This is a genomic window from Enterococcus sp. S22(2020) (assembly GCF_020295385.1).
GTDB classification, from domain to species: domain Bacteria; phylum Bacillota; class Bacilli; order Lactobacillales; family Enterococcaceae; genus Enterococcus_L; species Enterococcus_L dunnyi.
Genome location: NZ_JACFUD010000006.1, coordinates 109094 through 132732, shown reverse-complemented (window position 1 = coordinate 132732; position 23639 = coordinate 109094). Strand labels below are relative to the sequence as shown.

The 23639-nt window shown below is 36.5% G+C and carries 21 protein-coding genes; 16 read left to right on the top strand and 5 right to left on the bottom strand.

Annotated elements, in window-relative coordinates; all coding sequences use genetic code 11:
* Window positions 1-194: 194 nt before the first annotated feature.
* Window positions 195-641: a CopY/TcrY family copper transport repressor gene (locus H3T55_RS13285; protein WP_225534870.1), complete on the top strand. Its 447-nt coding sequence runs from the start codon at window positions 195-197 to the stop codon at window positions 639-641.
* 36 nt (window positions 642-677) lie between these two features.
* Window positions 678-878 (top strand): heavy-metal-associated domain-containing protein, encoded by a 201-nt coding sequence (locus tag H3T55_RS13280; protein WP_225534871.1) that lies wholly within the window; start codon window positions 678-680, stop codon window positions 876-878.
* A 123-nt stretch (window positions 879-1001) separates the two neighbouring features.
* Here the strand turns inward: H3T55_RS13280 and H3T55_RS13275 are convergent, their stop codons facing one another.
* The 3 genes from H3T55_RS13275 to H3T55_RS13265 form a co-directional block, all read right to left on the bottom strand.
* Window positions 1002-1508 carry a GNAT family N-acetyltransferase gene (locus tag H3T55_RS13275; RefSeq protein ID WP_225534872.1) on the bottom strand — a complete coding sequence of 169 codons (507 nt, stop codon included), beginning with the start codon at window positions 1506-1508 and terminating at the stop codon, window positions 1002-1004.
* Window positions 1509-2017: 509 nt separating this feature from the next.
* Window positions 2018-3400, bottom strand: a complete 1383-nt coding sequence (locus tag H3T55_RS13270; RefSeq protein ID WP_225534873.1) for a PH domain-containing protein — start codon at window positions 3398-3400, stop codon at window positions 2018-2020.
* A gap of 13 nt (window positions 3401-3413) precedes the next feature.
* Window positions 3414-3788 carry a GntR family transcriptional regulator gene (locus tag H3T55_RS13265; RefSeq protein ID WP_225534874.1) on the bottom strand — a complete coding sequence of 125 codons (375 nt, stop codon included), beginning with the start codon at window positions 3786-3788 and terminating at the stop codon, window positions 3414-3416.
* Window positions 3789-3933: 145 nt separating this feature from the next.
* Between H3T55_RS13265 and H3T55_RS13260 the strand changes: the two genes are divergently transcribed.
* The 3 genes from H3T55_RS13260 to H3T55_RS13250 all read left to right on the top strand — a co-directional run bounded on the left by H3T55_RS13260 (window position 3934) and on the right by H3T55_RS13250 (window position 6539).
* Entirely contained in the window at window positions 3934-5262 is a 1329-nt protein-coding gene (locus tag H3T55_RS13260; RefSeq protein ID WP_225534875.1) for an aminopeptidase C, read from the top strand.
* A gap of 631 nt (window positions 5263-5893) precedes the next feature.
* Window positions 5894-6223, top strand: a complete 330-nt coding sequence (locus H3T55_RS13255) for a DMT family transporter (protein ID WP_087642213.1) — start codon at window positions 5894-5896, stop codon at window positions 6221-6223.
* Between the two features lies 1 nt (window position 6224).
* Window positions 6225-6539, top strand: a complete 315-nt coding sequence (locus tag H3T55_RS13250; RefSeq protein ID WP_087642214.1) for a DMT family transporter — start codon at window positions 6225-6227, stop codon at window positions 6537-6539.
* A 70-nt stretch (window positions 6540-6609) separates the two neighbouring features.
* On the opposite strand, the gene H3T55_RS13245 is transcribed toward H3T55_RS13250, so the two are convergent.
* Window positions 6610-7179 carry a recombinase family protein gene (locus tag H3T55_RS13245; RefSeq protein ID WP_087642215.1) on the bottom strand — a complete coding sequence of 190 codons (570 nt, stop codon included), beginning with the start codon at window positions 7177-7179 and terminating at the stop codon, window positions 6610-6612.
* A gap of 300 nt (window positions 7180-7479) precedes the next feature.
* Here H3T55_RS13245 and H3T55_RS13240 point away from each other — a divergent pair, with 300 nt between their 5' ends.
* The 7 genes from H3T55_RS13240 (at window position 7480) to H3T55_RS13210 (ending at window position 14288) form a co-directional block, all read left to right on the top strand.
* A complete protein-coding gene (locus tag H3T55_RS13240; RefSeq protein WP_225550200.1) occupies window positions 7480-7620 on the top strand; it encodes a hypothetical protein in 141 nt (46 codons plus the stop codon).
* 142 nt (window positions 7621-7762) lie between these two features.
* Window positions 7763-8506 carry a signal peptidase I gene (locus H3T55_RS13235; protein WP_087642217.1) on the top strand — a complete coding sequence of 248 codons (744 nt, stop codon included), beginning with the start codon at window positions 7763-7765 and terminating at the stop codon, window positions 8504-8506.
* Window positions 8507-8602: 96 nt separating this feature from the next.
* Complete coding sequence (locus H3T55_RS13230) at window positions 8603-9649, top strand: BsaA family SipW-dependent biofilm matrix protein (protein ID WP_225534876.1); 1047 nt, start codon at window positions 8603-8605, stop codon at window positions 9647-9649.
* A gap of 38 nt (window positions 9650-9687) precedes the next feature.
* Window positions 9688-10446, top strand: coding sequence for a hypothetical protein (locus tag H3T55_RS13225; RefSeq protein ID WP_225534877.1), 759 nt, complete (start codon window positions 9688-9690; stop codon window positions 10444-10446).
* A gap of 29 nt (window positions 10447-10475) precedes the next feature.
* The gene (locus tag H3T55_RS13220) at window positions 10476-11333 is read left to right on the top strand and encodes a BsaA family SipW-dependent biofilm matrix protein (RefSeq protein WP_225534878.1); all 858 of its coding nucleotides are present in this window, start codon (window positions 10476-10478) and stop codon (window positions 11331-11333) included.
* Between the two features lie 17 nt (window positions 11334-11350).
* Entirely contained in the window at window positions 11351-12010 is a 660-nt protein-coding gene (locus H3T55_RS13215; protein WP_225534879.1) for a hypothetical protein, read from the top strand.
* A 31-nt stretch (window positions 12011-12041) separates the two neighbouring features.
* Window positions 12042-14288, top strand: a complete 2247-nt coding sequence (locus tag H3T55_RS13210) for a vWA domain-containing protein (RefSeq protein WP_225534880.1) — start codon at window positions 12042-12044, stop codon at window positions 14286-14288.
* Window positions 14289-14310: 22 nt separating this feature from the next.
* Here the strand turns inward: H3T55_RS13210 and H3T55_RS13205 are convergent, their stop codons facing one another.
* A complete protein-coding gene (locus H3T55_RS13205; RefSeq protein WP_225534881.1) occupies window positions 14311-15183 on the bottom strand; it encodes a helix-turn-helix domain-containing protein in 873 nt (290 codons plus the stop codon).
* 231 nt (window positions 15184-15414) lie between these two features.
* On the opposite strand from H3T55_RS13205, the gene H3T55_RS13200 reads away from it, so the two are divergent.
* The 4 genes from H3T55_RS13200 to H3T55_RS13185 all read left to right on the top strand — a co-directional run bounded on the left by H3T55_RS13200 (window position 15415) and on the right by H3T55_RS13185 (window position 23583).
* Window positions 15415-17865 (top strand): SpaA isopeptide-forming pilin-related protein, encoded by a 2451-nt coding sequence (locus tag H3T55_RS13200; RefSeq protein WP_225534882.1) that lies wholly within the window; start codon window positions 15415-15417, stop codon window positions 17863-17865.
* Window positions 17866-17999: 134 nt separating this feature from the next.
* On the top strand, window positions 18000-18188 hold the full coding sequence (locus H3T55_RS13195) for a serine-rich class II lanthipeptide (RefSeq protein ID WP_140405352.1): 189 nt from the start codon (window positions 18000-18002) through the stop codon (window positions 18186-18188).
* Between the two features lie 123 nt (window positions 18189-18311).
* Window positions 18312-21425 (top strand): type 2 lanthipeptide synthetase LanM, encoded by a 3114-nt coding sequence (gene lanM / locus H3T55_RS13190; protein ID WP_225534883.1) that lies wholly within the window; start codon window positions 18312-18314, stop codon window positions 21423-21425.
* Window positions 21426-21444: 19 nt separating this feature from the next.
* Window positions 21445-23583 (top strand): peptidase domain-containing ABC transporter, encoded by a 2139-nt coding sequence (locus H3T55_RS13185; RefSeq protein ID WP_225534961.1) that lies wholly within the window; start codon window positions 21445-21447, stop codon window positions 23581-23583.
* The last annotated feature ends 56 nt before the right edge of the window (window positions 23584-23639 follow it).

Below are 23639 nucleotides of genomic sequence, written 5' to 3'. Positions count from 1 at the left end.
ATATGAGTATACATTGATCAAAGTGATTCATCGAAGAAGGTCCTATATTTAATACCATGATTTATTTTCAAATCAGATAAATCAGAAGAAAAAAGAATCATCTGTTGACAAAGATGTAAGAAACAGCTATTATTAGAATATAAAAAGACTACGGATGTAGTTGTTTTTTGGAATACGAGTAAAGGAGACTTCCTATGTCTGATAAGAAAAAGACTTCAGCGATCACCGATGCAGAGTGGGAGATCATGCGCGTTGTTTGGACTAAAGAAGAAACAACTAGTAAAGAAGTCACTGAGATTTTGAATGAAAAGACTGAGTGGAAAAGCACGACTGTGAAGACGTTGCTTAGTCGACTAGTAGAAAAAGAAATGCTCGGAACAAAGCGCAATGGGAATAAATTTACCTATTTTCCGTTAGTCGAAGAGCGTAGAAGTATCGAAGTTCTCTCAGAAGATCTATTGAGAAAGATCTGCAGTAAAAAAGTGGGAAAGGTATTAGAATCGATCATCGATAATAGTACTTTAAGTTTCTCAGATATCGACCAGCTGGAAAGTCTTTTGCAAGAGAAAAGAAAGACAGCTGTTGAAGTTGTTCCTTGTAACTGTATTCCTGGTCAATGTCAGTGTCATCATGTTCATTAATCAAATAAAACTAAAATAATTAAGGAGTGTTTATACATGGAAAAAACAGTAACGATCAATGGAATGAAGTGTGACGGCTGTGTAAATATCGTCAAAGAAAATTTTGAATCGATTGCAGGTGTTCAACAAGCCGCAGTTGATCTTGAAAAAAAATCTGCTTCTATCACAAGTGATCGAGAAATTTCAAATGCAGAGCTGCAGCAAGCTCTGTCAGAAACAAAATTTACGGTTGCTTAATGGAAAAACGGCGAGAAAAAAAGCAGCTCCTTCTTTTTTCCAAAGGAGCTGCTTTTTTTCTCGCCGTTTTCGGAATTAGAGCCTTAGACAAAACTGTTTTTTAGTTTTGTCTGAGACTCCTTTTTACATAAAAGGAAAGAACTTTGTAGTAGGCGTGCTTTCTTTAGCATAGACCATCAAATAATTTAGCAAGAGCACACCATTACGATAATTGTTATTTTGTTTCACTACCTTGAAGCCAAGTGATTCAAAGAATGATTTCGCTGTGATCGAAGAGTGGACAGTAATTTCCTTCGCTCCTGCTTTAAATGCATAGTCGATCAAATCATTTGCTAATAATTTTCCTGCGCCATAACCGATCCATTCTTTGCTTACATATAAATAATCAAGTTTGCCTGATTTTGATATATTTCCAAAGCCGACGATTTTCATACCAACTAGTACAACACGTGTGTAAGTAGAAGTTAAGACAGCATCCCATTTTTCATAGTCAGGTGTGGGCTGCACCCATTGTTCGATTTGTTGTTCTGTATAATCTTTTTTATTGATCGCTTGAACGGTTGAATTAAATAACGCCACCAATTCTTCTAAGTCAGAACGTTGATAGTCTCTTAAACTGAATACAGTCATTTGCTCATCACTCCTATTCGTTAAGACCAGTTTAATCATACAAAAGGAATATGTCAAAATATAATTAGAAAAAAGTGCAATTTTTTACTTATTTTTGGTTATTGAACGATCACTTATAATAATGTTTCGTGAGAGTAGAAATAAAGTGAAAAGGCATGCAGCATATAGAAAATAAGGATATAATCTTTTTTTAGAAAATGCAAAGAGCATTCCTAAACGAACAAAATGCAAAGAGTAAGTGAACGTTAAATCAGTGAAATCGTATCTTTAGCTAGAAATACTAGTAGAGAAGAGTTGAATGGGTTATTCGGTAGTTAAGCTCCAATCAAAGTCAAAAGTCATCCAGTAATGTCTTTTTCAGAAAATAACGAGAGAATGAGGTCAAAGCTCCTTAGGTTTGAGCGATTGGCGTAAAAATCCGAGAATCTAACTATTGTCACTGTCTATTAAAAAATAGAGTCCAGAACAAAATTGTCTTCCGATTTTGCTCTGGACGTGCTGCTTATTTCCTATTTGTCACGAATAGATTGAATATCTTTATAATATTTTTTAGTCAATTGACTATCTTTATTTGTATAGTAATAACGCTTATCCTTCGTTTCTATTTCTAGGATCGGTTGTTCTTTTCGATAGACGAGAAGATACGCAGGGTGATCATCTACTTGAAATTCTCCAGTTAGGTAATTTTCAGTAGCCGTTCCATAGACGCGAATCGTATTTTTTGGCAGTTCATTGACTAACTGTACTGACTTGATCTCCTCCCACTCGATTTCTCTATTCTTAGAAAATGGCGCAGATAAATGGATGCCGTTATGAGAAGTTGATAGTTCAAATGGATTAGCTGAAAAATCACTGATCAGCATCGGGATGCTAACGGCAATGAGTGCACCGAAAACAAAAAGTCCGACGAGGCTCATGATGATTTTTCCAGCTGGGCGCCCTAGATTTGTTGTAATATTCATCCCGACCCGGTCAGGAACAAGAATTCTTTTATCATTAGGATTGATATAAATCGCATATTTCCAGTATTGGTCTTCATCACTATAGCGATATTCTTCTGCTAAAGAAATCAATTGATCCTGTTTCTTACGAGAAGAAAATAGATAATAGAAGGTGAATACAATAAATAGTAAGATTGCTAAAACAAATCCAAAAGTCAAAAGCATCATTTGTTCATAAGGTAAAATGACGGACAAACCAGCTATAAATGGTAATGGACTCAAAACCAAAGCTGAAACAGCCATCAAGACAGACCAGTGGTGCCGCATTAGATCGTTGACCTGTTGATTGATCGCTTCATCGCTTGTCAAAGGTTTAACAGGTAAACGACTGATAAAATAATAGAAAAGCAAGAAAAAGCCAAATAAGAATAGACTGATAAAGAAAAGCAGCCAAGAACCATTATCTTTACCGACAGCTATCAATGAATAAATAGCTCCAGCAACAGTGAGTACAAAGCTTGGTAAAAACCACCAAACACTGATCAATTTGCGGTTCTTATTGGCAACAAGCTTAGTATCTACCAAGATCGGCTGAGTAGGTAAAAACCATTTATTTTGAACTTTGACGGCAGTCATTTTACGAATATAGATCACTTCCAAGTAGAAAAAAGTCCCGATAAAGCCAAATAGAACAGTTAAAAAATAGATCATGGTCAATGAATCATAAGGAATGAAGATCACAGGTAAAGCAATAAATAAAAAAGCGATAGCCCATTGCAGTAACCGTTTTTTATACAACTTACTAACAGCTAAAACTTGCGGATCTTGAAGTTTTTCTTTTGGTAACGTTGTTTCTAAAACGATGCTTTTGTGTGGATTGGCAGGGATCCTTCCTGAAAAGGCCATTAAAAAACCAACACCTACAAGAATGACATATAATAAAAAATTCATTTTTAACACACCTTTATTGGTCAAATTTTTGATAAATCTGTTTCACATTTTTTTGGATAGTTTCTTCGGTTACTTGGTGGATAACAGCTTCAGCTAATAATAAATCTAATCGTTCAGAAAAGTATTCTTGAAATTGTGATGTTGGTGATTGCCGATCAGCGACTATCGTCCCATTGCGTCGATCAGTTAAAATATAGCCATCTGCCTTTAATGATGTATAAGCTTTTGACACAGTCATCATATTGACACCTATTTCATCTGCCATTTGGCGAACAGATGGTAATTGTTCTCCGGCCTGCAACTGATTTTTAGCGATTCCGATGATCAATTGATTACAAATCTGTTGATAAATAGGCGTTTGACTTTGCGTATCTATTTCCAATAACATGATTTCACCTCTTTTGTATCGTTTGTATTATATATATTAATACAGATGATATTAAAAAGCAATGACTTTCTACAAAAACTTGTGAGAATGAATCATCAGGCATATAATAAAAAAGAACGATGAAAAAGTGGAAGGATGAATGAATATGTCAATAATCGAACCAACAATGACACAAAAATTTCGCGCTGCTTTTGCAGAAAACAATAAGCAAAATGCGTTGCAAAGAAGTGTCGTAAAAAATGGAATCAGCGCTTCAGCTCAGAATCAAGCAGCAGAGGTGAATAACGTTCCTGTCTTTTCTGTAGATCTTGCGACTGGGAAAGTAGCAAACCAAAAACAAAGTGGACGTTGCTGGATGTTTGCAGCACTTAATACGTTTAGACACAAAATGATCAACAGCTTTAACTTGAAAGATTTTGAACTTTCTCAAAACTATACTTTTTTCTGGGATAAATATGAGAAATCCAACTATTTTTATGAAAATATCATTGCGACTGCTGATCAAGAATTAGACAGCCGCAAAGTAGCTTTCCTTTTAGCAACACCACAACAAGATGGCGGACAGTGGGATATGATCGTCTCTATTTTTCAAAAATATGGTGTTGTACCAAAAACTGCGATGCCGGAAAGCAGCAACAGTTCTAATTCTCGTGATTTAAATAATTATCTAAATAAAAAGTTAAGAAAAGATGCAGTCACTCTTCGTGAGCTGATCCACAATGGTAAAACAATAGAAGAAGTGCAGGTAGCAAAAGAAAGAATGCTGGGAGAAATTTATAATTTCTTGGCGATCTCACTGGGAACACCGCCAGAAACCTTTGATTTTGAATACCGCGATGAGGAAAAAAATTATTATTTGGATCAAGGATTGACTCCGCAGTCCTTCTATGAAAAATATGTTGGTGTTGATCTGGATGACTATGTCAGCGTGATCAATGCACCGACAGCGGATAAGCCTTACAACAAGACCTATACTGTTGAAATGCTTGGTAACGTGGTCGGCAGTAAAGCGGTGAAATATATCAATGTGGATATGACAACCTTTAAAAAACTAGCAGCGGCTCAATTAGAACAAGGAGAGTCTGTTTGGTTTGGGTGTGATGTGGGCCAATCTTCTACTAGAGATAGCGGAATCATGTCGTTAGATGCTTATGAGATGAATGATCTTTTTGATATCGATTTTACAATGACGAAGGCAGAGCGTTTGGATTTTGGTGAAAGTCTAATGACACATGCAATGGTCTTGACAGGTGTTGATTTAATCGATGGTGTGTCTACAAAATGGAAAGTTGAAAATAGCTGGGGAGAAAAAGTTGGTGATAAAGGCTTCTTCGTGATGAGTGATGCTTGGATGGATGAATATACGTACCAAATCGTAGTGCGTAAAGAGTTGCTGTCTAAAGAATTACAAGAGGTTTGGAAACAAGAGCCTATCATGTTAGCACCTTGGGATCCAATGGGTGCATTAGCATAATAATGCACACTTTTAGGTAACAAAAAAATCCCGATAAATCGATTTCAGGATTTTTTTGTTACCAAAGGTCTATGTATATTTTCAAAAAGCTTTTTGTGTGTTATAATTTGTAGAGATAAAGAAAGACGTTGATATTACTACCGCCTAAAGTAAGTAATATCAACGTTAACCGATTCACTTAGAATCTTTTTTTGATAACGTAAGTGTATCATATGTTGTTTGGATTTACAAAATCCTGAACGTTATATTTTAAGAAATTCTTAGATTGAAATGAACTTTTTGACAGAACGAAAAGATTTTCATAATAATAGTAAAATAGGTATTATCAAGAGCTTTTTTGAGATTTTTAGTTTGAGAATTTCAGCCTGTGAAAATAGTTTCACAGAAATAGACTGATTCTATTCATTAGAAATTAATAGAAAAACTACTCTCTCTATTGCTATCTGGATTATTGTGGCGTAGAATGAGAATCAGTTTGAACGAATTAAATAAAAGACTTTTGACAGGTTGCGCCGGCAACTTGTCACTCAAAGTGTGAATCAACAATTCTTAGGCCGTAGATGGAATTGTTGGTTGACGCTTTTTTTAGTTGATCGGACAGACTGTTTATTTAAAGTCAGGAGGATTTGTAATGAATAAAGATTGGATAAAGTTGATCGTGGGTGCTTTTTTTGAAGTGCTGTGGGTGATTGGAATGAAGCATAGTTCTAACTGGTGGCAATTGTTGCTGACAGGTATATTCATCTTTATCAGCTTCTATGCGTTGATAAAGGCGGGTGAAACACTGCCGGTCGGAACAGCTTATGCTGTGTTTGTCGGTTTAGGGACAGCTGGAACGGTTATTTCAGGCATCCTATTTTTCGGTGAAGAATTCAAAATCAGCAAGATCTTACTGATCATTGTTTTATTAGCTGGTGTCATGGGATTGAAATTTGTGACAGGTGAAAAAGGAGAGGAATAAAATGAGTTGGTTCTTTTTAGTCATTGCTGGAATTTTTGAAATGTTAGGTGTTGCTTCGATCAATCGGTTTAATCAAAAAAAAGATAGTAGATCACTGCTTTTATTGGTTTTAGCTTTTGCCAGCAGTTTTATTTTTCTATATTTGGCAATGAAACAGTTACCGATGGGCGTCTCTTATGCAATATGGACGGGGATCGGTGCGGCAGGTGGAGCAATTTTAGGTATGATCCTTTATGGGGAATCAAAAGATTGGCGAAGAATTTTATTCATTGGAGTCATTTTATCGTCAGTCATTGGATTAAAATTGATTGCTTAGTCTAAAAAATAGAAAAATCAGCTTAGACTGCTTGGATCATCGGCCGAGTGAGTCTAAGCTGACTTTTTGTTTAATGAACTTTTCTATGTAGATTTTGCTTCTTTATATGATGGTAGACAGTTGGAATAGAGATGTCACACTTTTCTGCAATTTCAGGAACGGATAACTCAGATTCGGTATAAAGCTTCAGAGCCTGTTGGACTTCTTTCGTACGTGGCGGTCGTCCCAGTTGTTTTCCATTTTCTCTCGCAGCATCTAAACCTGCAATCACCCTTTCTCTGATCAATTCTGCCTCCATCTCAGCAAAGGCCCCCATGATCGTGAAAAAGAAGCGTCCCATCGGTGTAGAGGTATCGATATTATTTTGGATGCTTACAAAGTGAATGTTTTTCCGGTCAAACTCTTCTAATAAACTTAACAGTTGCTTTGTCCCTCTGGATAAACGATCTAGCTTGAAAATGACTAACGTATCTCCCGATTTTAATTGAGCAAGAGCCTTATTCAATTCACTTCTAGATGTTTTTCGTCCGCTTTCTCTTTCTTTGTAGATCACGTCCACGCCATACTTTTCAAGCGCTTTTCTTTGGGAATCAAATTTCTGCTGCTGTGTACTGACGCGCATATAGCCGATAACTGTCATTTCTAAACACCCCTGTTTGATTATAATGAAATATACTATAAATCTGTTTTTTTGAAATCGAAGGTCGAGGAATTATTCTATATAAAACGATAAAAGATAAAATTTTTTGCTCTATGCATGTAATTAGAACGCTGATTTTATATGTATAATAGTTCAATCTGACTTAATAATGTATGTGAATCACCTACTTTTTTCCGCTATTTTCGATTATATAAAAAATGAAAAATAAAATGTAAAAAAAGTTTTAAAATGATATTGACTTTCGATTTTCTCTATAATAAACTAATGTTTTTTATAGAAATGAAATACCAGTTTTTACTTTCAGAGGAAACACACAAGAAATACGGTTTGATGGGCTTTATGCTGATCGCTGTATTTCTTTTTTGCGTTTTAGTTGATTTTCTCAATATCATTAGTTTTTTGGAAGCTTTGATCAGATAAGAATGTTGAGGGATAGATAATCTCAAGTAGATTAAATGATGATATCAGCGATAAGTTGGTTTTCTTAAGCTAACAGTGTGTGGTTCTAATAAACATGAATGAATAAAACAAGGTGATTGTGGACGAAATGAGGGTTTGATAAATGGTAGAAGAGCAACAGAAAAAAAGGAAGAAAAAAAAAGGCAATGCGCAAATAAAATCATCAAAACAATCTATAAATAAAATAAATTCAGAAAATAAAAAATCAAACCCAAAAAAGAAAGCGAGAAAGTCACCTCCTAGTTCTAAAAAGAGTAAAAATAAGGGACATTCAGAAAGAAGAAAACCGATTCCAAAGCAAAAGAGAAATCCCTTGTATACATTTATTTTTAATGTTTTCTTTTATAGTTTTATTTCATTCATGGTTATTGGATCGATATTGTTTGCAACAAGCAAGAGTTCAGACAGAAGTGTTCTTGGTTATCGTTTTTTTGGTGTTTTAACTGATTCAATGGTGCCAAGAGATCCTAAAACTCAAAAAGGCGGCTTTCATTCTGGAGACATTATTGTCGTGAAGAATATTGAAGGTGACTCAGCAAAGGTGGGAGACATCATTACCTTTAAGCCTAGCATCAACAGCACTGCTTTTTTGACACATAGAGTAAAAAAGAAAATGGATCATTTAGGTGATACCAAAGGGACCTACTATATCACACAAGGGGATGCAAATAAAGCGGAGGACGTCCCTATAAGTGAAAAACAAGTAGTTGGTAAAAAAGTTTTTGCGATACCTAAAGTAGGCGGTATTTTGAACTTTGTCAGTGAAAATCTACTGGTGTCGATCATTTTCTTAGTTTCAGTCTTTGGTTTTATCACGATCATTCGCTATTACATTTTAAACAAATAACGGTAATTTCTTTTTGATCAAGAAGAAAAGAGTATCTCGACTTCAACTTGATCAAAAGGTGAATTATATAAAAAAATTGGGGAAGGAAGTAAAAAGATGCAAAAAAACAAGAAGAAAAAAATATTGGCCTTAGCAAGCGGATTTGCGCTTGTTGCTGTAATGGCAGCGACATTTGCCTGGTTCACGAGTGAGGACCAAAAAACCAACCACTTTGAAGGTCAGATCGCAACGGGAAAAGATATCGAAGTAGTGGAAACATTTGAACCACCGACCGAATGGGAACCAGGTTCAGAAGTAAACAAAGATGTGGCGATTGCCAATATCGGTAAATATGACACATTGATCCGTGTATCTTTAAGTGAGTCATTACAATTATTGAAAGATCATAACGCAAAACAAACAACAGGTGCAGAGCTTGAAAATCAAACAAGCAAAACTGTTTATGTATTACCAGGAACAGACGCACCAGCAGGATTTACAGATTCTGTCTTTGATGGAGCTGCGCCAACATTAACTGTTGCTGCGGGTGAATTCAGTGGAACTTATACATTAAAAGTAAAAGAAAAAGCTGAAACTGTCGGCACAAAAACAACTTATACGTACCGTTATGCGTTTGAAAAAGGCGGCGTACTTTACCACGCTAGCGGAGTTGACGGATTTGAACGTAATGCGTCTAATCAAATCAAAGTGAAATCAGGCACACCATCATTAAGCTATGTTTCATTAGAATATAATGCTGCAGACGAAAGAACTTGGACAGATGCACCGATCTACACACCAACATTCACTGCAGACGGTACTTTAATTTGGAATGCACCAGCTGCTACAGGTTCTGGAAATATTCAAGTATCATTCAACAATATTACAACAGATCCTACAGTTGCTGACAAATGGTATTTCAATGCTGCTGATGGTTACTTCTACTACACAAGTGTTGTTGCACCAGGCGTAAATACATCACAATTGATGGACGCTGTTAAATTGCTTGGAACTGCTGGTAATGAATACAGCAAACTAATCTACGATTTAACTGTTAAAGGTCAAGGAATCTCAGCATACAAAGATGCTGTAGATCAATGGTTGCCAGCAGGCGTCAATGACCCATTAGCAACTGCACTAAAAGCTTTAGTACCAGCTAAATAATAAAAAGAAACAACTATCTATTTTAAGGAGGAAGAAGGATGAAGAATCAGCACAGGGGGAAAGGAAAGCTTTTGATCGGTCTTATATTGATGTTTAGCCTATTGATTGCTTTTAAACCTGTTGAAGCTAGAGGTGAGTCCGCTCTTCCTTCTGGGATGGTAGTTGGCGATGACCAAGGAATTAAAGTCAATAGTGATGGGAAATACTTGATCGATATTCGTGATGTCGCACCTGGTAAAAAATGGTCTACCAAAATCACGATCATCAATGTGGAGAAAGATATCCCGTATCAATTAACCATGACTAGCAGTAAACCGACATTGATCGAAGGAAATCTTGATTTATCCAAAGCTATTCAAATGAGTTTATTTCTTGATGGAAAAGAAGTGTATCAAGGACCTTTGTCAGGTGTTAGTAAAGCAAGAAATTTACAAGATAAAGCAAATCCCTTAAATTTAGGCATCTATAAGGGAGGAGATACTCATTTATTAGAAGCTAAATTTGAGCTGGATGGTAAGTCCTACACAAATCGGGATTTTTTCAAAAAGAACGTAGTCGAAAATATTTGGAACTTTAAAGCAGTTAAAACAGAATTACCCGATACAAAAGGACCAGACAAGCCTAAAAATATCATTGACACAGTAAAAGATCGACTGTCATTTCCAAAAACAGGTGAACAATGGCGTGAAGCTTTGTTATTCATGTGTATTGGCCTATTTTTGATCTTGATCGTCCTATTGATCTTGAAGCATAAAAAAAATGAGCAAGGAAAGAAAAATAAAAAATGGATTTCTTAGAACGATCAAAAGACAGGAGGAAATAGCGTGTGAAAAAGAAGTTAGCGAAAAAGAAAAAAAATACTCGCAGAAAAAAGTTTAAACTCCATGCCAAACTAATCATTGCAGTCTGCGCGTTTCTTTTTTCTGGTTTGATGGTTCTAGGAAGTACATATGCCTGGTTCGTTTCAGAAGACGAAGAAAACAACCATTTTGTGGGAGCGAGGTTATCAGCTGAAATCGTTGAAGATTTCGTCCCGGATTTCGAATGGCAGTCAGGAATGACAGTAAAAAAAGTCGTTCGTGTCAAAAACACTGGAAACATGCCTGCCTTTGTTCGGATCAGTTTATATGAATATTTACTGATGTTCAAAATAGATGTGGCAGATCAGACAGGGAATGGGAATTTAGCTCTTTCGCCCAATGCCGTACAGCCGATTGTAGAAATAGAGCATCCAAAAAACTGGGCAAATGCAGCAGCAGGAGGCGGGACATTTCTTTATGATGGGTATTATTATATTGCTAAAAGTGCAGTGATCCCAGCTAATGCAGCAGACCGATACAAGTTCAAAGATGCAGCTCGCAACGCAACAGATTTGAAATGGTTCAAAGTGAACTTTCCAACGAATATCTACGAAAGTTTGCCAGCAAGTGGGACACAAAATTACTGGCTATATCAAGATGGTTATTTTTATTACTCAGAATTATTAGAGCCAAATGACTTAACAACACCGATTATTGAGAGTGTTTCGCTGGATCAAAGTGCACCAAACAAATTTAAGGGAGCTCTTTATAAGTTAGAACCAGTAATGGACGCTCACGATGCCACGCAAATTTTGTTGAGTAATTGGGAGATCGCACCGTCAAGCCCAGCAGCCAATTTATATAAAGATCGGCTAAGTGACTAAAAAGAGGAGGAGCCATTTTGAAAACAAAAAAATCAAAAAAGAAAATTAAAATAGCGAAATCCCTCTTTTTACTTACGAGCGCAGCGATCATTTTGGTGATGGTGTCATTGGGATTGCATCGAACGTATGCAGCTTTAACAGATAGTGATCAAAAAGAAAATGATTTTAGAGTAGGAAATGTTCAGACAGAGATCAAAGAAGAATTTGATCCGCCAAGTATATTTGAGCCAGATAAAGAATATTCAAAAAAAGTCCAGATAACAAATACTGGTGAACAGGATATCTTTATTCGAGTGTTAGCTTTACCAAGTATCACCAAACAACAATCGAATGGTTCAACGCTCTTATTGCCAGCTACGACAGAAGGAAGCAACCCGGTTTTGACGATCGATTACAATCTGACAGATTGGATCAACGGACAGGATGGTTATTTCTATTATAAAAAGAAACTAGCGAAAAATGAACAGACAGCAGTTCTTTTTACGAAAGTCAAAATGAATCAGGCGGCAATTACAGAGGAATATGAAAATGTTTCATTGACCATTGAAATCAAAGCAGAAGGCATCGGAACAACGAAATATTCTTATCGAGATGCTTGGTGGAACACTGAGACACCGACCACCGGCCCGCTTTTAGATGTTGATAATGCATTGAAAGGACAAACAAGCGGTCAATAAGAGTAAAAATCTAGAGAAAGAAGGTGCACTCATGAAAAAGGGAAGAAGAAAGAAATTACGTTTTTTTCGTTGGATGATGATTGTTGCAAGTTTGATTGGATTAATTTATTTTGCACAGTCGGCACTCTTATATACGAATGCGCCTATCAAAGCTGCCTTGAAGACTGATCTTCAACCTGGGGAAGTGAAATTGAGTAAGACCGCTAAACCGGTAGAGGGTATGGTCAATCAGTGGGATATCACCGTTCGGATCGAAGGACGTAACCAATTTCCACCGCCGCCAACGGATATTGTTTTAATCATTGATACTTCAGGAAGTATGGAAGAAAATGATCGAATGATCAAAGCTAAGAGCGCCGCAGAAAAATTTGTAAACATGGTGCTCCACAAAGATTATGTCAATCGAATCGCTTTAGTTACTTATAATTCCACTGTGACGAATTATACATTCAATCAGGCTGGATGGAGTGATCAATTTGTTGATTACGCCCATAAAAGTCTACTGATCGATAAAATCAAAGAATTAGAACCCGTTGTCAACGGAGGAACCTTTACACAAGCTGGAATCAAATCTGCAACAGAAGTCATGGCAAAAGCTACTGGAGAAAAGAGAAACATCGTACTTATTTCTGATGGAGTACCAACCTATAGCTATCCGCCTACTGCACCTTATAACCAATTAAGCGGGATGGAGCTTTTTGATTATCCTAGTGGTGCTGCAGGATATAACTATTATGAAAGTGTCAAAACGATTCCAGAAGCCAATTTTGACTACAGTAAACCTTACGGAAATGGTGCTAAATATCGTATTGGTGCATTTGCACCAGAATATGAGCAAATGCCCACAGGCTCTAAAAATCGTTTGATGGCCAATCATGCACATAGCGCGATTGCTCAAGCAACCATTACTAAAAATGAAAAGATGTCAAATGGTGACTTTTTAGTAACAGATTTCTATACGATCGGTGTGGATTTAGATTCTGCTTCTCAAGATGATGAAATCAAAACGGGGAATCAGACCTTGAAAGAAATTGCCTCATCAGAGGATAAATGTTTTGCTGCAACTGCAGATAATTTAGATGACATTTTAAGTGGCATTGCCGGTGAAATCGTTGGTGCCATCAAATCAGCCCATGTCGTAGATCCGATGGGAACAGGTTTTGTTATGAATGGCAGTGAATCTGTCACTCAAGGAAATTCTGAAGTGAAGGATGTTTTAGGTGTAAAAACGATCAATTGGGATGTAGGAACACTCAAAACGCCTGTTTCAAATGATCCAGATGAAGATGTGATGTATGCGGAAATGACCTATCGAGTAGATGCGACAAATGATGTCTTAAAACCTAATGTGATCGATACAAATGGATTAGCTAAAACAAATGGCAAAACAACGATCGTTTATAAAAGATACGATGATACGGTCATACCGTTAGAATTTGACGTTCCTAGTGTCAAACCAATTATTGTAAGTCTGCAAAAGAAACTCCTGGATGAAGACGGTAAGGAAGTGACAGAGAAGTCTGATTCGTTTGATTTTAAATATGGGAATGATCAATATACAGGGAACGATACATTTACACTTTTCCCGACCGAAGTGAAAAAGATCGTCCATCCATGGAAAGCTGGTCAAGAATACACGATTGAAGAACTACTAAAGTCGACACAAGACTATGAGACGCAAATAGAGATCAACGGACAAGTAACAGCAGGGACCAAAGATGTCTTCAAATTCGATTCGGTAAATGGGCAATACACCGATCAACAAATCATTGTCACAAATACAAGAATCGCTCAAATAAGAAAAGTGTATCTAAATATTCGACAAGCTGTAATCAGCCCAAATGAAGAGCTGGTGATCCCTTCAAAAGGATATTTTACATCTGATATTGAAAACACTGATCAAACGAGCAATATAATTTCTAAAAGCACAACAAAAGATACGCCAGCCGAAGTATCTGAATCCTTGTTTATGAAATATGAACTTATGTTGAAAAAAGGAGAAACAAAAGTATCTATTAGCGATATCATTCCAGAATACTATCAATTTGCAGGATATATTGTTTCTTCAACGAATCAGAATCTGAATACAACACATATTTCAAGTAATACGAGTGGATTAATAAAAACGAATAAGGCAGAACTAGATTATCAAACGAACGAAGAATACTGGCTGACGATGTTTATTACACCAAAATTGGGAACAACTAACGATGGTGAAAAAGAAACGTCACCTAGACCCTATAGTTGGGCATACAAAGTAAATCAATTTGGTCAGTAATAATATAAAAAACAAATATAAATCAATTAATTTGATTTGATTGCAAAATACTTTGATAGTCCTCAACGATTTTACAATAATCTAAGGTCTCTAGGATATCTAAGTATTTTGTGATTTCAGGTGTCAATTGTTTAGATGTATCAGCTGAATGGGCAATCGCATGATTTAAGCGGGCGATAAGCATTTCAAATAGCCGATAATCCGATTGAGCATTAGCGATGGCAAGTTTAGAAAAATCCATGGCATGTTGATAGTCTTTATAATTTAAACATAACGAGGAGAGATTTAAATAAATTCTCAGTTTTGTATCTTGTAAAGTTTCAATTTGATTCAAGGGATCGATTTTATCGGTCACTAATGTTCCTAAAGCGATCGCCTCTGAGGGCGAAAAACAATAAAGAGAATTGTTCAAAAGTTTTAGCTCATACAGGTACCATTTATCTACACCGATCAAATAGTTTTTGATCGGACTCATAAGTTGCTGTAAAGAAGGATTTTGCGGTGTTTCTTCGTTTGTAAAATTTATTTGAAGCATCGCCTGTGTAATCAAAAAAAGATGATAATACTTTTCATTTTTTGTTGTTTGATAGCGTTGATCAGCAAGCTGTTTCAACGTCTCAAGGTAAGCTTTATCTTTTTTAAAAACAGCATGACTTAATTCGTAGTATAACTGGTTTTCAGCGGGAAAATACTCTGGGTCAAGTAAGTTAAGAAACTCTTCAACAGACAGAAATAGTTTCTCCAAGATCAATAAGAATTTATCGAATGAGGGCATGCTGACATTTGATTCAATTAAGTAGTAAGTTTGTCTAGTCATTATTCCTGAATAAACATTTTTTTGGCTGAGACCTTTTTCAATTCTGATTTTTTTTATTAATGATCCATAATTATTCAAAAAAAAATCTCCTTTCTGGGTATAAAATACTTTACCGACTGAAAAAATTTACTTCCTGTGTGTTATTATAACAAAAAAATAAATAACTAATTAAAAAAGTTAATATTTAGATTAATTTTTTTAGATTAGGAAGGAGCTGAATAAATATGGTTCTGTTACTTGTATGGTTTATTACATTTTAATTGTCTGTAGAGTTCAAATTAATTAATAGTTAGGGGCGTTTATTAAAGTATGAAACAAAAGCTTAGTTATGTACTTATTCCATTTATCATGGTTTTCATTGCGTTGGGGTTGCTTAATGGACCAACAGCAGAAGCAACAAGTACGAATGCAACATGGTCAACAGCCACAAATTCAACAACAGTTGGTCTTCCCAACTTGGGTGATGTCCAAAATAATGTTTTACAGACTCAACAGCCGACAGCTAGATTTTTAGGCGTAACTTGTTATGCAGGTGTTCAAGTAATCAAATATGATTCAAAAACGAATGCAAGATTAGCTGGAGCAGAATTTACGATCTATGATTCATGGGGGCGTGCTGTTCAAGTCATCCAGTCAAATGCAAACGGGATTGCTCAAACAACTACCTTACCTTTAGGGAACTATTCGATCCGAGAAACAAAAGCACCGAGCGGCTATCAGCTTGAATCTAGTCGTATGTATTTTTCTCTAATGAGAAGTGGTCAACTACTTTGCTTGACGAAATGTAATGTTCCGCTACCGGAGCAAAAAGGCGGACTGCAAGTAGTCAAAACGAATGAGTCAAATCAAGTATTGGCTGGTGCTGTTTTCGATGTATATAATTCCAACAATCAGCTTGTCGGAAGAATTACCACTGGCGCAAATGGAGTAGCTGCGTTAAGCAATTTACCTTTTGGCACATATAAACTAGTTGAAGTTCAAGCACCAAACGGTTATGAAGTAGATTCAACGCCGAAATACGTGACGATTTCTTCAACAAATAAAACTGTAACGATTTATGTCACTAATAAAAAAGCTACAGGTAAGATCTTGATCGTTAAACAAAGTGTGGAAGGCAGATTACTATCAGGTGCTACTTTCCAAGTATACAATGCAAACAATCAGTTAGTTGGAACAGTCACTACAAGTGATAGTGGGTTCGCTACGTTGAATGATCTACCTTATGGCACTTACAAATTAGTTGAAACAAAAGCGCCAGACGGCTATGAACTAGATCCAACACCGCATTATGTCACTATCTCAAAAGATACACCAAATGGGGTTGCAAGTATTGCTATTGTCAATAAGAAAAAAGTCACGACAGGCAACCTTGAAGTCATCAAAAAAGATGAAGAAGGAAAATTACTTGCAGGAGCAGAATTCAATGTATTCAACGCAAGTAACCAATTAGTCGGAACAGTTACAACAGATGCAAATGGTGTAGCAACATTAAATGATCTACCTTTTGGCACCTATAAGTTGATTGAAATAAAAGCACCGACAGGCTATGAGTTAGATGCGACACCGCATTATGTGACGGTATCTGAAAATGATCCAAACGGAAAAGTCAGCATTACAGTGGTGAATAAAAAAGAACAAACAACAGGTAACCTTGAAGTCATCAAAAAAGATGAAGAAGGGAAGCTCTTAGCAGGAGCAGAATTCGAAGTATACGATAGTAATGATCAGTTAGTAGGGAAAGTTACAACAGATGCCAACGGAGTCGCTACTTTAGCAGATTTACCATATGGTACGTACAAATTGATCGAAACAAAAGCACCAGACGGTTATGAAATGGATGCGACACCAAAATATGTCACACTTTCTAAAACAGATCCAAACGGCAAAGCAACGATCGAAGTCTTGAATAAAAAAGAAGTCGTACCTGAGACTGGTTCATTGAAAATCATCAAATATGTTCAAGGATCAGATCCAATCGAATATTTAGCAGATGCAGTCTTTGAAGTCTATGATACAGATACACAATTATTAGGCACATATACAACAGATCAAAATGGAGAAATTCTCCTAAATGATTTGGCGCCTGGTAAATATTATGTAATAGAAGTACAAGCACCTCCTGGTTTTGAAGAAGATACAACCTTCTATGAAATCACAGTAGAAGCTGGAAAAGTTGCTGAAATCAGACATGCCAATGTGAAAAAGGAAAACTTAGGTAGTCTAAAAGTCACCAAATATGCATTGGATGAAGATGGGTTTGAGACAGAAAATGTTTTACCTAACGCTGAATTTTCAGTAACAGATTCAAATGGGAATGTTCATACAGGAACAACGGATGCTAATGGAGAAGTCTTCTTCTCTAACTTGCCGGTAGGTGAGGTTGTCATCGCAGAAACGAAAGCACCGGACGGCTATGAACTAGATGCTCCACAACAAACCAATACCATTGAAGTCGGTAAAATTGCAGAAAATGTTTTCTACAATAAACCGAAGCAAATTCAAGGACGTGCTTTAGTCTATGTCTCAAGTACAGATGCTAAGCAAGTTTTAAGTGGTTTAGAATATCAAATTACTTGTACGAAAGGTAATGCCTTAGAAACAACTGCTATTACCAATAGTTTTGGCCAAATCAGTATTTACTTGCCGCCTGGTGAGTATGAAATTGCGCCATTGATCAAAGCAAAAACAACATCCGTTGTTAAACCAACAAGCTTTAAAATCGAGCCAAACAAATTTACGATCATTAGATTATCTATTTAATCTGTGGGTGTAAATACTAAATTTTGTTTTAAGCTGGACGATTGGTGTTCAAAGCAAACGTCCAGTTTAAATAGATAAATAATAAATGTGCACACTTTATTATTAGGAAAAAACATAATGGGAGGAAAAAAACTATGAACAAAACTGCTGAAAAAAAAGTTGGAAAATCTTTTGAAGAATTAACACCAGAAGAAATGAATAAAGTACAAGGGAGCTTCTTCGGATGGAGCTGGTCTTCATCTTCATCATCTTCATCATCAAGTAGCTGTTACTCTACAAGATGTAGCTATAGCTGCTGCTCTTCAAGATGTTGCGGTTGGTAATCTAAAATAACTCGATGCTAGATAAGTTGCCTTTAAAAAAGGCAATTTATCTAGCACTTATTTTTAATATGGAACTAATTCAGGAGAATTTACATAAATAAATTGATTTAAAGGAGACTAGCTATGAGTCTTAATAATTTAGCTAAAGCAACCTCGATTCGTCAACGATATGATCTATTAAAAAAATACTATGTTGGGAAAACAGAATCACCGAATACCTCATCACTTGAAAACTATAAAAAATGGCGAAGCCGACCGACTACGGTAACGGATGAACGATTTGAAGAGATCCTCCAGTCTGCAAGATTGACAAAAGAAGAGTTTGATCTGGCCATCAAAGAATTGACAGAAGAAGAAAAAGACTATATTTTTTCAGAAATTCAAACAGATGCTTGGCTTCAAATGACTCAAGAGATTTTGGAACAGGATGATCATCTCGTCAATGACGTGTTTGACGAAAGCAAAGCTAATTTTACTTATGCCTTACGTCTGCATATCGATTATTTTGAACGGAAGCTCAAAGAAATCTTGAAAGAGTTTTCAGAAGTAGAAGTGCAAGCGAGTGCAATGATGGATTATGTCGGTGAAGTCATCAATCGATTCATGGATATCGGGCTTAGAACCTTTGTATATGATTTACACGTAACAAAAGAAAAGCTGGAAATAGAGCCGGAACTTGATGAAAAAAAGGCGTTTCAAAAGTACCTCATCTCTCGTTTTGATTCAAAAGAAAAAGTAGCAGACTTTTTTGCTCACTATCCAGTATTAGCAAGGCTATATGCAGAAACTATCAGCTTTCAGCTTGTTAATTTTAAAGAGCTGATGGAAGCACTTGATGAAAGTCAGGATGAGTTGAATGACATTTTCAAACTAAGACTTCCTCTTAGTTTGACTGGGTTAAAAATGGGTGCTGGAGATTCACATGATCGTGGGAAATCAGTGGCAATTTTAACGTTTCATGGAGAATCAGAACTTGTTTATAAACCAAAAAATTTAGCCATTAGTGAGCGTTTTGATCGATTTGTGGCAGAGGTACAAAAATTAGATGCGTCATTTGATTTTTATTTAACAACTAAAATAGTGAAAGAAAACTATTCGTTTGAAGAACGTTTGCTTTATCTGGAATGTGCAACAGAGGCAGACGTGCATCACTATTATCGTCAATTTGGTCAAACGATTGCTTTAGTATATTTGCTTAACGGTAATGATTTTCATTTAGAAAACGTCCTGGCTTTTGAAAAGTATCCTGTGTTGATCGATTTGGAAACGATCATTCAAAATCATTTTCCAATGCCGGACAGCCAAAATGCGATCGTTAAGGTAATGCAGGAGAATGGTGAATCCGTAGTGATGAGCGGTTTAGTGCCGATTTATCTTTTTGAAGAACGTGCGGAAGAAGATGTCGAAGGTGCATCAAAAGGAATTCAACTGAGTGCTTTGAGTGGGGGAGAACAAAAATTACCGTATAAGGTTTTGAAGCTTGTCAATTTTGATTCTGTGAATATGCAGTTTTTATATCAAGAGCATATCACCGATGCTGCTGAAAATATTCCAATGTATCACGGAGAAAAAGTTGATTTTGTTCCATATATCGACACCATTGTGAAAGGCTTTAAGGAGTTTTCTGCTTTTGCGCTGAATAATCAAGAAACATTGGCGGAAATCGTAGAAAATATTTTTTCAGATTGTCTTGTTCGTAATGTGATCAAAACAACACAAAGCTATGGAGATCTACTTGATTATTCCACACATCCGACATGTATGGTCGACTACATTGAAAGAGAAAAATTATTCGAAAATCTTTGGATGCATGGATATTCCAATGCTCAGCCTGTGCCGTTTGAAGTAAGAGATATGCTTCAGCATGACGTACCGATTTTCTTCAATCCTACTAGCAGTCGTGATCTTGTCGCTAGTCAAGGAGAAGTGATCAAGGATATGTATCCTGATAGAGCAATCGATTTAGAGGTAGCAAAAGTCAAAGGTTACTCCAAACAAGAAGAAACAGAACAGCTGGATTATTTAAAAACATCCTTTGGTCTGTATCACTCAACAGATCTCCAAGAAAAACGAGTTCCGTTAAAAGACATCACTGGACAAACGATTTTTGAAAAGGGTGCCTATGCAATTGGTGAAGCGATCCTTGAAGCTGCCTTTTTGGGAGAAGATTCGATCGCTTGGAAAGATATTGAAGAATCTTCGCCTGACAATTATGTGGTCAATGTGATGAACGAGAATTTTTATGATGGTATTACAGGAATGTATTTGTATTTCAGTGAACTCTATCATGCACTAAAAGAGCCGCAATTTAAAGAAGCTTATCAATTAGCCGAAAAGCTAGTGCTGAAACTGGAAGAAGATTATGTAGACAGTGTTTCTGCATTCTACGGTTCTTTTGCAGCAGTCTATCCTTTACTTTATACCTATAGAATGACCAAAGAAGAGCAATTGCTGCAGGCTGCGGAATCGATTGCTGAAAAATATATGACCAACTATGATCCAGAAACGATTGAAAGCTATGACTGGAATGGCGGGACAGCCTCGATCATTAAAGTTTTTGTGCTTTTATATCAAGAAACGGGGCAGCGGCGCTATTATGATTTTGCGAAACGATTATTATTCGATTTGGACTTAAACAAGGTAACGCAAGGTGGATTTGCTCATGGTTATTCAGGAGTGATCCATGCGGCCAATAGTTTGCTCACAGTTACAGATGATCCAGAAGTTGAATTGATCATAAAAAAATGTTTGATCAAAGAACGTACGACCTTTGATCCTAAGCAAAAAGGTTGGCTGGATCTCAGACCTGTACCGCCTATGGTCAATGACTTGTGGTGTTATGGTTCTACGGGGATTGGTTTAGCTTATTTGGATCTTTTGAATACTGGCTTTACGGATTCAAAATTGCAGTCAGAGGTTCAACTTGCAGCAGATCGTCTGCTTGCACAGGATAAAAGAGATGACTGTCTCTGTCATGGAAATTTAGGGGACCTAGCCTTTTTGAATGCTTTCGGAGAAACAACTTTTGCAACTGCTGAACAGAAAGCAAAAATCAAGGAGAAACAAGAGAAAATAAAGACGAAAATCATGAACCAAGCCTATACCTTCGAAGGGTTGCCGACAATTCCTAAATACGGCTTATTTACTGGTTTATCTGGAATCGGCCATCAAATTTTACGAATGCATACCCCAGAAACAACAGCAGATGTATTAACACTGACTTTACCAAAAAAATAAGAAAGGGGGCGTTGTTTTGGTGAAAAAAGTTCCATTTATTGAGCAAAGTGAACATAGTGAATGTGGTCTTGCCTGTACCGCTATGGTATTGAATTATTATGATGATCATGTGACCTTGAGCCACTTGCGCGATGTCTATGGTGTACCCAAAGGTGGGAATACCTTAACCAATCTTTACCAAATTTTACTGGATAGAGGAATCGAAACGAAAGCGATCCGAGTACTGGAATTAGATGTTTTAGAAGAGCAAACAGCACCAACGATTTGTTTTTGGGAAGAGCGACATTACGTTGTTTTAGAAAAGCTAACAGCGAAAGAGGCCATCATCCTTGATCCATCTACAGGGAGAAAAAAAATCAGACGAGAAGAATTCATCGCTGGTTTTTCAAATATTGCACTGATTTTAGTCGATATCGATGTCACTGTGTCACAAAGAAAAAAAGCAAAAAATGCGACATGGGTCATATTGAAAGATATTTTAAAGAGTAAAAAAGCGCGTGTAGCAGTTTTTATTTTATTAACGCTGCTTATACAAGGTGTGACGATCATCGTTCCACGAATCACCCAAATGATCATCGATGGTGCAGATTCTGTGGTCAGCAACGGGTTTCAGATCGGCTTAACTATTTTGGCATTATTTATCGCCTATTATTTTTTACAGGTGGCCAGAGGTTTAGTATTGATTTTATTGGAAAACTTATTCGATCTAACATTGATGAAAGAATTTATGCAAAAAATCATTCATCTGCCCTTGCGCTTTTTCATTAATCGTTCGACGGGTGATTTGATTTTTAGAGCGAATTTAAGTGTGATCATCCAGCAAATCATGAGCCAGCGAATGTTAACGATTTTTGTCGATTTCCTTTTCGTGTTTATTTACTTGATTTTGATGATCAGCATGTCTGTTAAATTGACATTGATTGCAATTTTTGGTGCATTGCTTATGGGCTTGATTTCCGTAGTCAACTCGAGAAGAGTCCAAAGCATCACTAATAAAGAATTGATTGCCCAATCAAAAGTGCAGCGTATTTTAGTTGAATTGTTTGAAGGAATGGAGACTGTGAAGTCGTCAGGATCTGAAAACGAGTTTTATACAAAGTGGCGGAATGAGTTCAAAAATCAAATTGGTTTACGGGCTGAGAAGAGTCGCTTTTCAACTTGGGTCAGAACGATTCAAACCTCGATTCAGTTTATTTTACCGATCACATTGATTTATATCGGATTGATGCAGGTCGTAGCCGGTCAAGTGACTTTAGGGGAACTGATCAGTTTTAATGCATTGGCAGGAGCTTTTATCACACCGATCGTTACAGTGTTTGATTCTTATACAGAGTTACTTTTATTGCGCTCTTATTTTGGTAAGCTGAATGAGATTTTAGAAGCCAAAGAGAGTCCTCGTTTAACACAGGCAGATGAAAAGATCACTCGTATTGATGAAATTGCAGCAAATGATATTTCATTCAAATACAGTCATTTTGAAGAAGAAATTTTGACATCTGTCAGCTTCAAGATCGCAGCAGGAGAAAAAGTTGCGATCGTTGGGAAAAGCGGATCTGGGAAAAGTACGTTATTGAAGCTGTTGGCAGGCTTATATGATGTTAGTGCTGGAGACATTCGTTTTAATGATATCGATATAAGTAAAATTGATGAAACGTCTATAAAAAGCTGTGTGAGTATCGTGAATCAAAAGCCAACGATTTTTAATGCATCACTTTATGAAAATATCGTGTTGAATCAAAATGATGTCGCGCAAGAGCGGGTGGAACAGGCGATTTTTGATTCTAAAGTAGACGAAATCATAATGAACTTACCGTTAGGTTTGGAAACACAAATTTCAGAAGGCGGTATGAATTTGTCTGGCGGTCAGATGCAGCGGATTTCGATTGCTCGTGCGTTAGTCAAGGAAACAAGTTTATTATTGATGGATGAACCGACAAGCTCATTAGATAATATTTCGGAGAACTTCATTATGAATAGACTAAAAATGTATGACTTTACTTGTATCATCGTTGCCCACCGGTTAAATACGATCAAGCATTTCGATCGGATTTTGGTAATGGATCAAGGCAGAATCGTTGAAGAAGGAACACATGACGAACTATTGGCGTTAAAAGGACATTATTATTCCATTTATGTTGATCCGCAAAGTATTAGTTAAGAGATGATAGGTGATTTTAAAAATAGGAGAAAACTCTTGGTTATCAAAGGGGGAGA

Bases quoted from the DNA above. Each gene is read 5' to 3' on its own strand.
- H3T55_RS13265 (WP_225534874.1), bottom strand. From the start codon at position 3,788: ATGTTATTGGAAATAGATACGCAAAGTCAAACGCCTATTTATCAACAG.
- H3T55_RS13230 (WP_225534876.1), top strand. From the start codon at position 8,603: ATGCAAAAAAACAAGAAGAAAAAAATATTGGCCTTAGCAAGCGGATTT.
- H3T55_RS13275 (WP_225534872.1), bottom strand. From the start codon at position 1,508: ATGACTGTATTCAGTTTAAGAGACTATCAACGTTCTGACTTAGAAGAA.
- H3T55_RS13255 (WP_087642213.1), top strand. From the start codon at position 5,894: ATGAATAAAGATTGGATAAAGTTGATCGTGGGTGCTTTTTTTGAAGTG.
- H3T55_RS13270 (WP_225534873.1), bottom strand. From the start codon at position 3,400: ATGAATTTTTTATTATATGTCATTCTTGTAGGTGTTGGTTTTTTAATG.
- H3T55_RS13235 (WP_087642217.1), top strand. From the start codon at position 7,763: ATGGTAGAAGAGCAACAGAAAAAAAGGAAGAAAAAAAAAGGCAATGCG.
- H3T55_RS13280 (WP_225534871.1), top strand. From the start codon at position 678: ATGGAAAAAACAGTAACGATCAATGGAATGAAGTGTGACGGCTGTGTA.
- H3T55_RS13245 (WP_087642215.1), bottom strand. From the start codon at position 7,179: ATGACAGTTATCGGCTATATGCGCGTCAGTACACAGCAGCAGAAATTT.
- lanM (WP_225534883.1), top strand. From the start codon at position 18,312: ATGAGTCTTAATAATTTAGCTAAAGCAACCTCGATTCGTCAACGATAT.
- H3T55_RS13200 (WP_225534882.1), top strand. From the start codon at position 15,415: ATGAAACAAAAGCTTAGTTATGTACTTATTCCATTTATCATGGTTTTC.
- H3T55_RS13250 (WP_087642214.1), top strand. From the start codon at position 6,225: ATGAGTTGGTTCTTTTTAGTCATTGCTGGAATTTTTGAAATGTTAGGT.
- H3T55_RS13260 (WP_225534875.1), top strand. From the start codon at position 3,934: ATGTCAATAATCGAACCAACAATGACACAAAAATTTCGCGCTGCTTTT.
- H3T55_RS13195 (WP_140405352.1), top strand. From the start codon at position 18,000: ATGAACAAAACTGCTGAAAAAAAAGTTGGAAAATCTTTTGAAGAATTA.
- H3T55_RS13240 (WP_225550200.1), top strand. From the start codon at position 7,480: ATGAAATACCAGTTTTTACTTTCAGAGGAAACACACAAGAAATACGGT.
- H3T55_RS13285 (WP_225534870.1), top strand. From the start codon at position 195: ATGTCTGATAAGAAAAAGACTTCAGCGATCACCGATGCAGAGTGGGAG.
- H3T55_RS13210 (WP_225534880.1), top strand. From the start codon at position 12,042: ATGAAAAAGGGAAGAAGAAAGAAATTACGTTTTTTTCGTTGGATGATG.
- H3T55_RS13225 (WP_225534877.1), top strand. From the start codon at position 9,688: ATGAAGAATCAGCACAGGGGGAAAGGAAAGCTTTTGATCGGTCTTATA.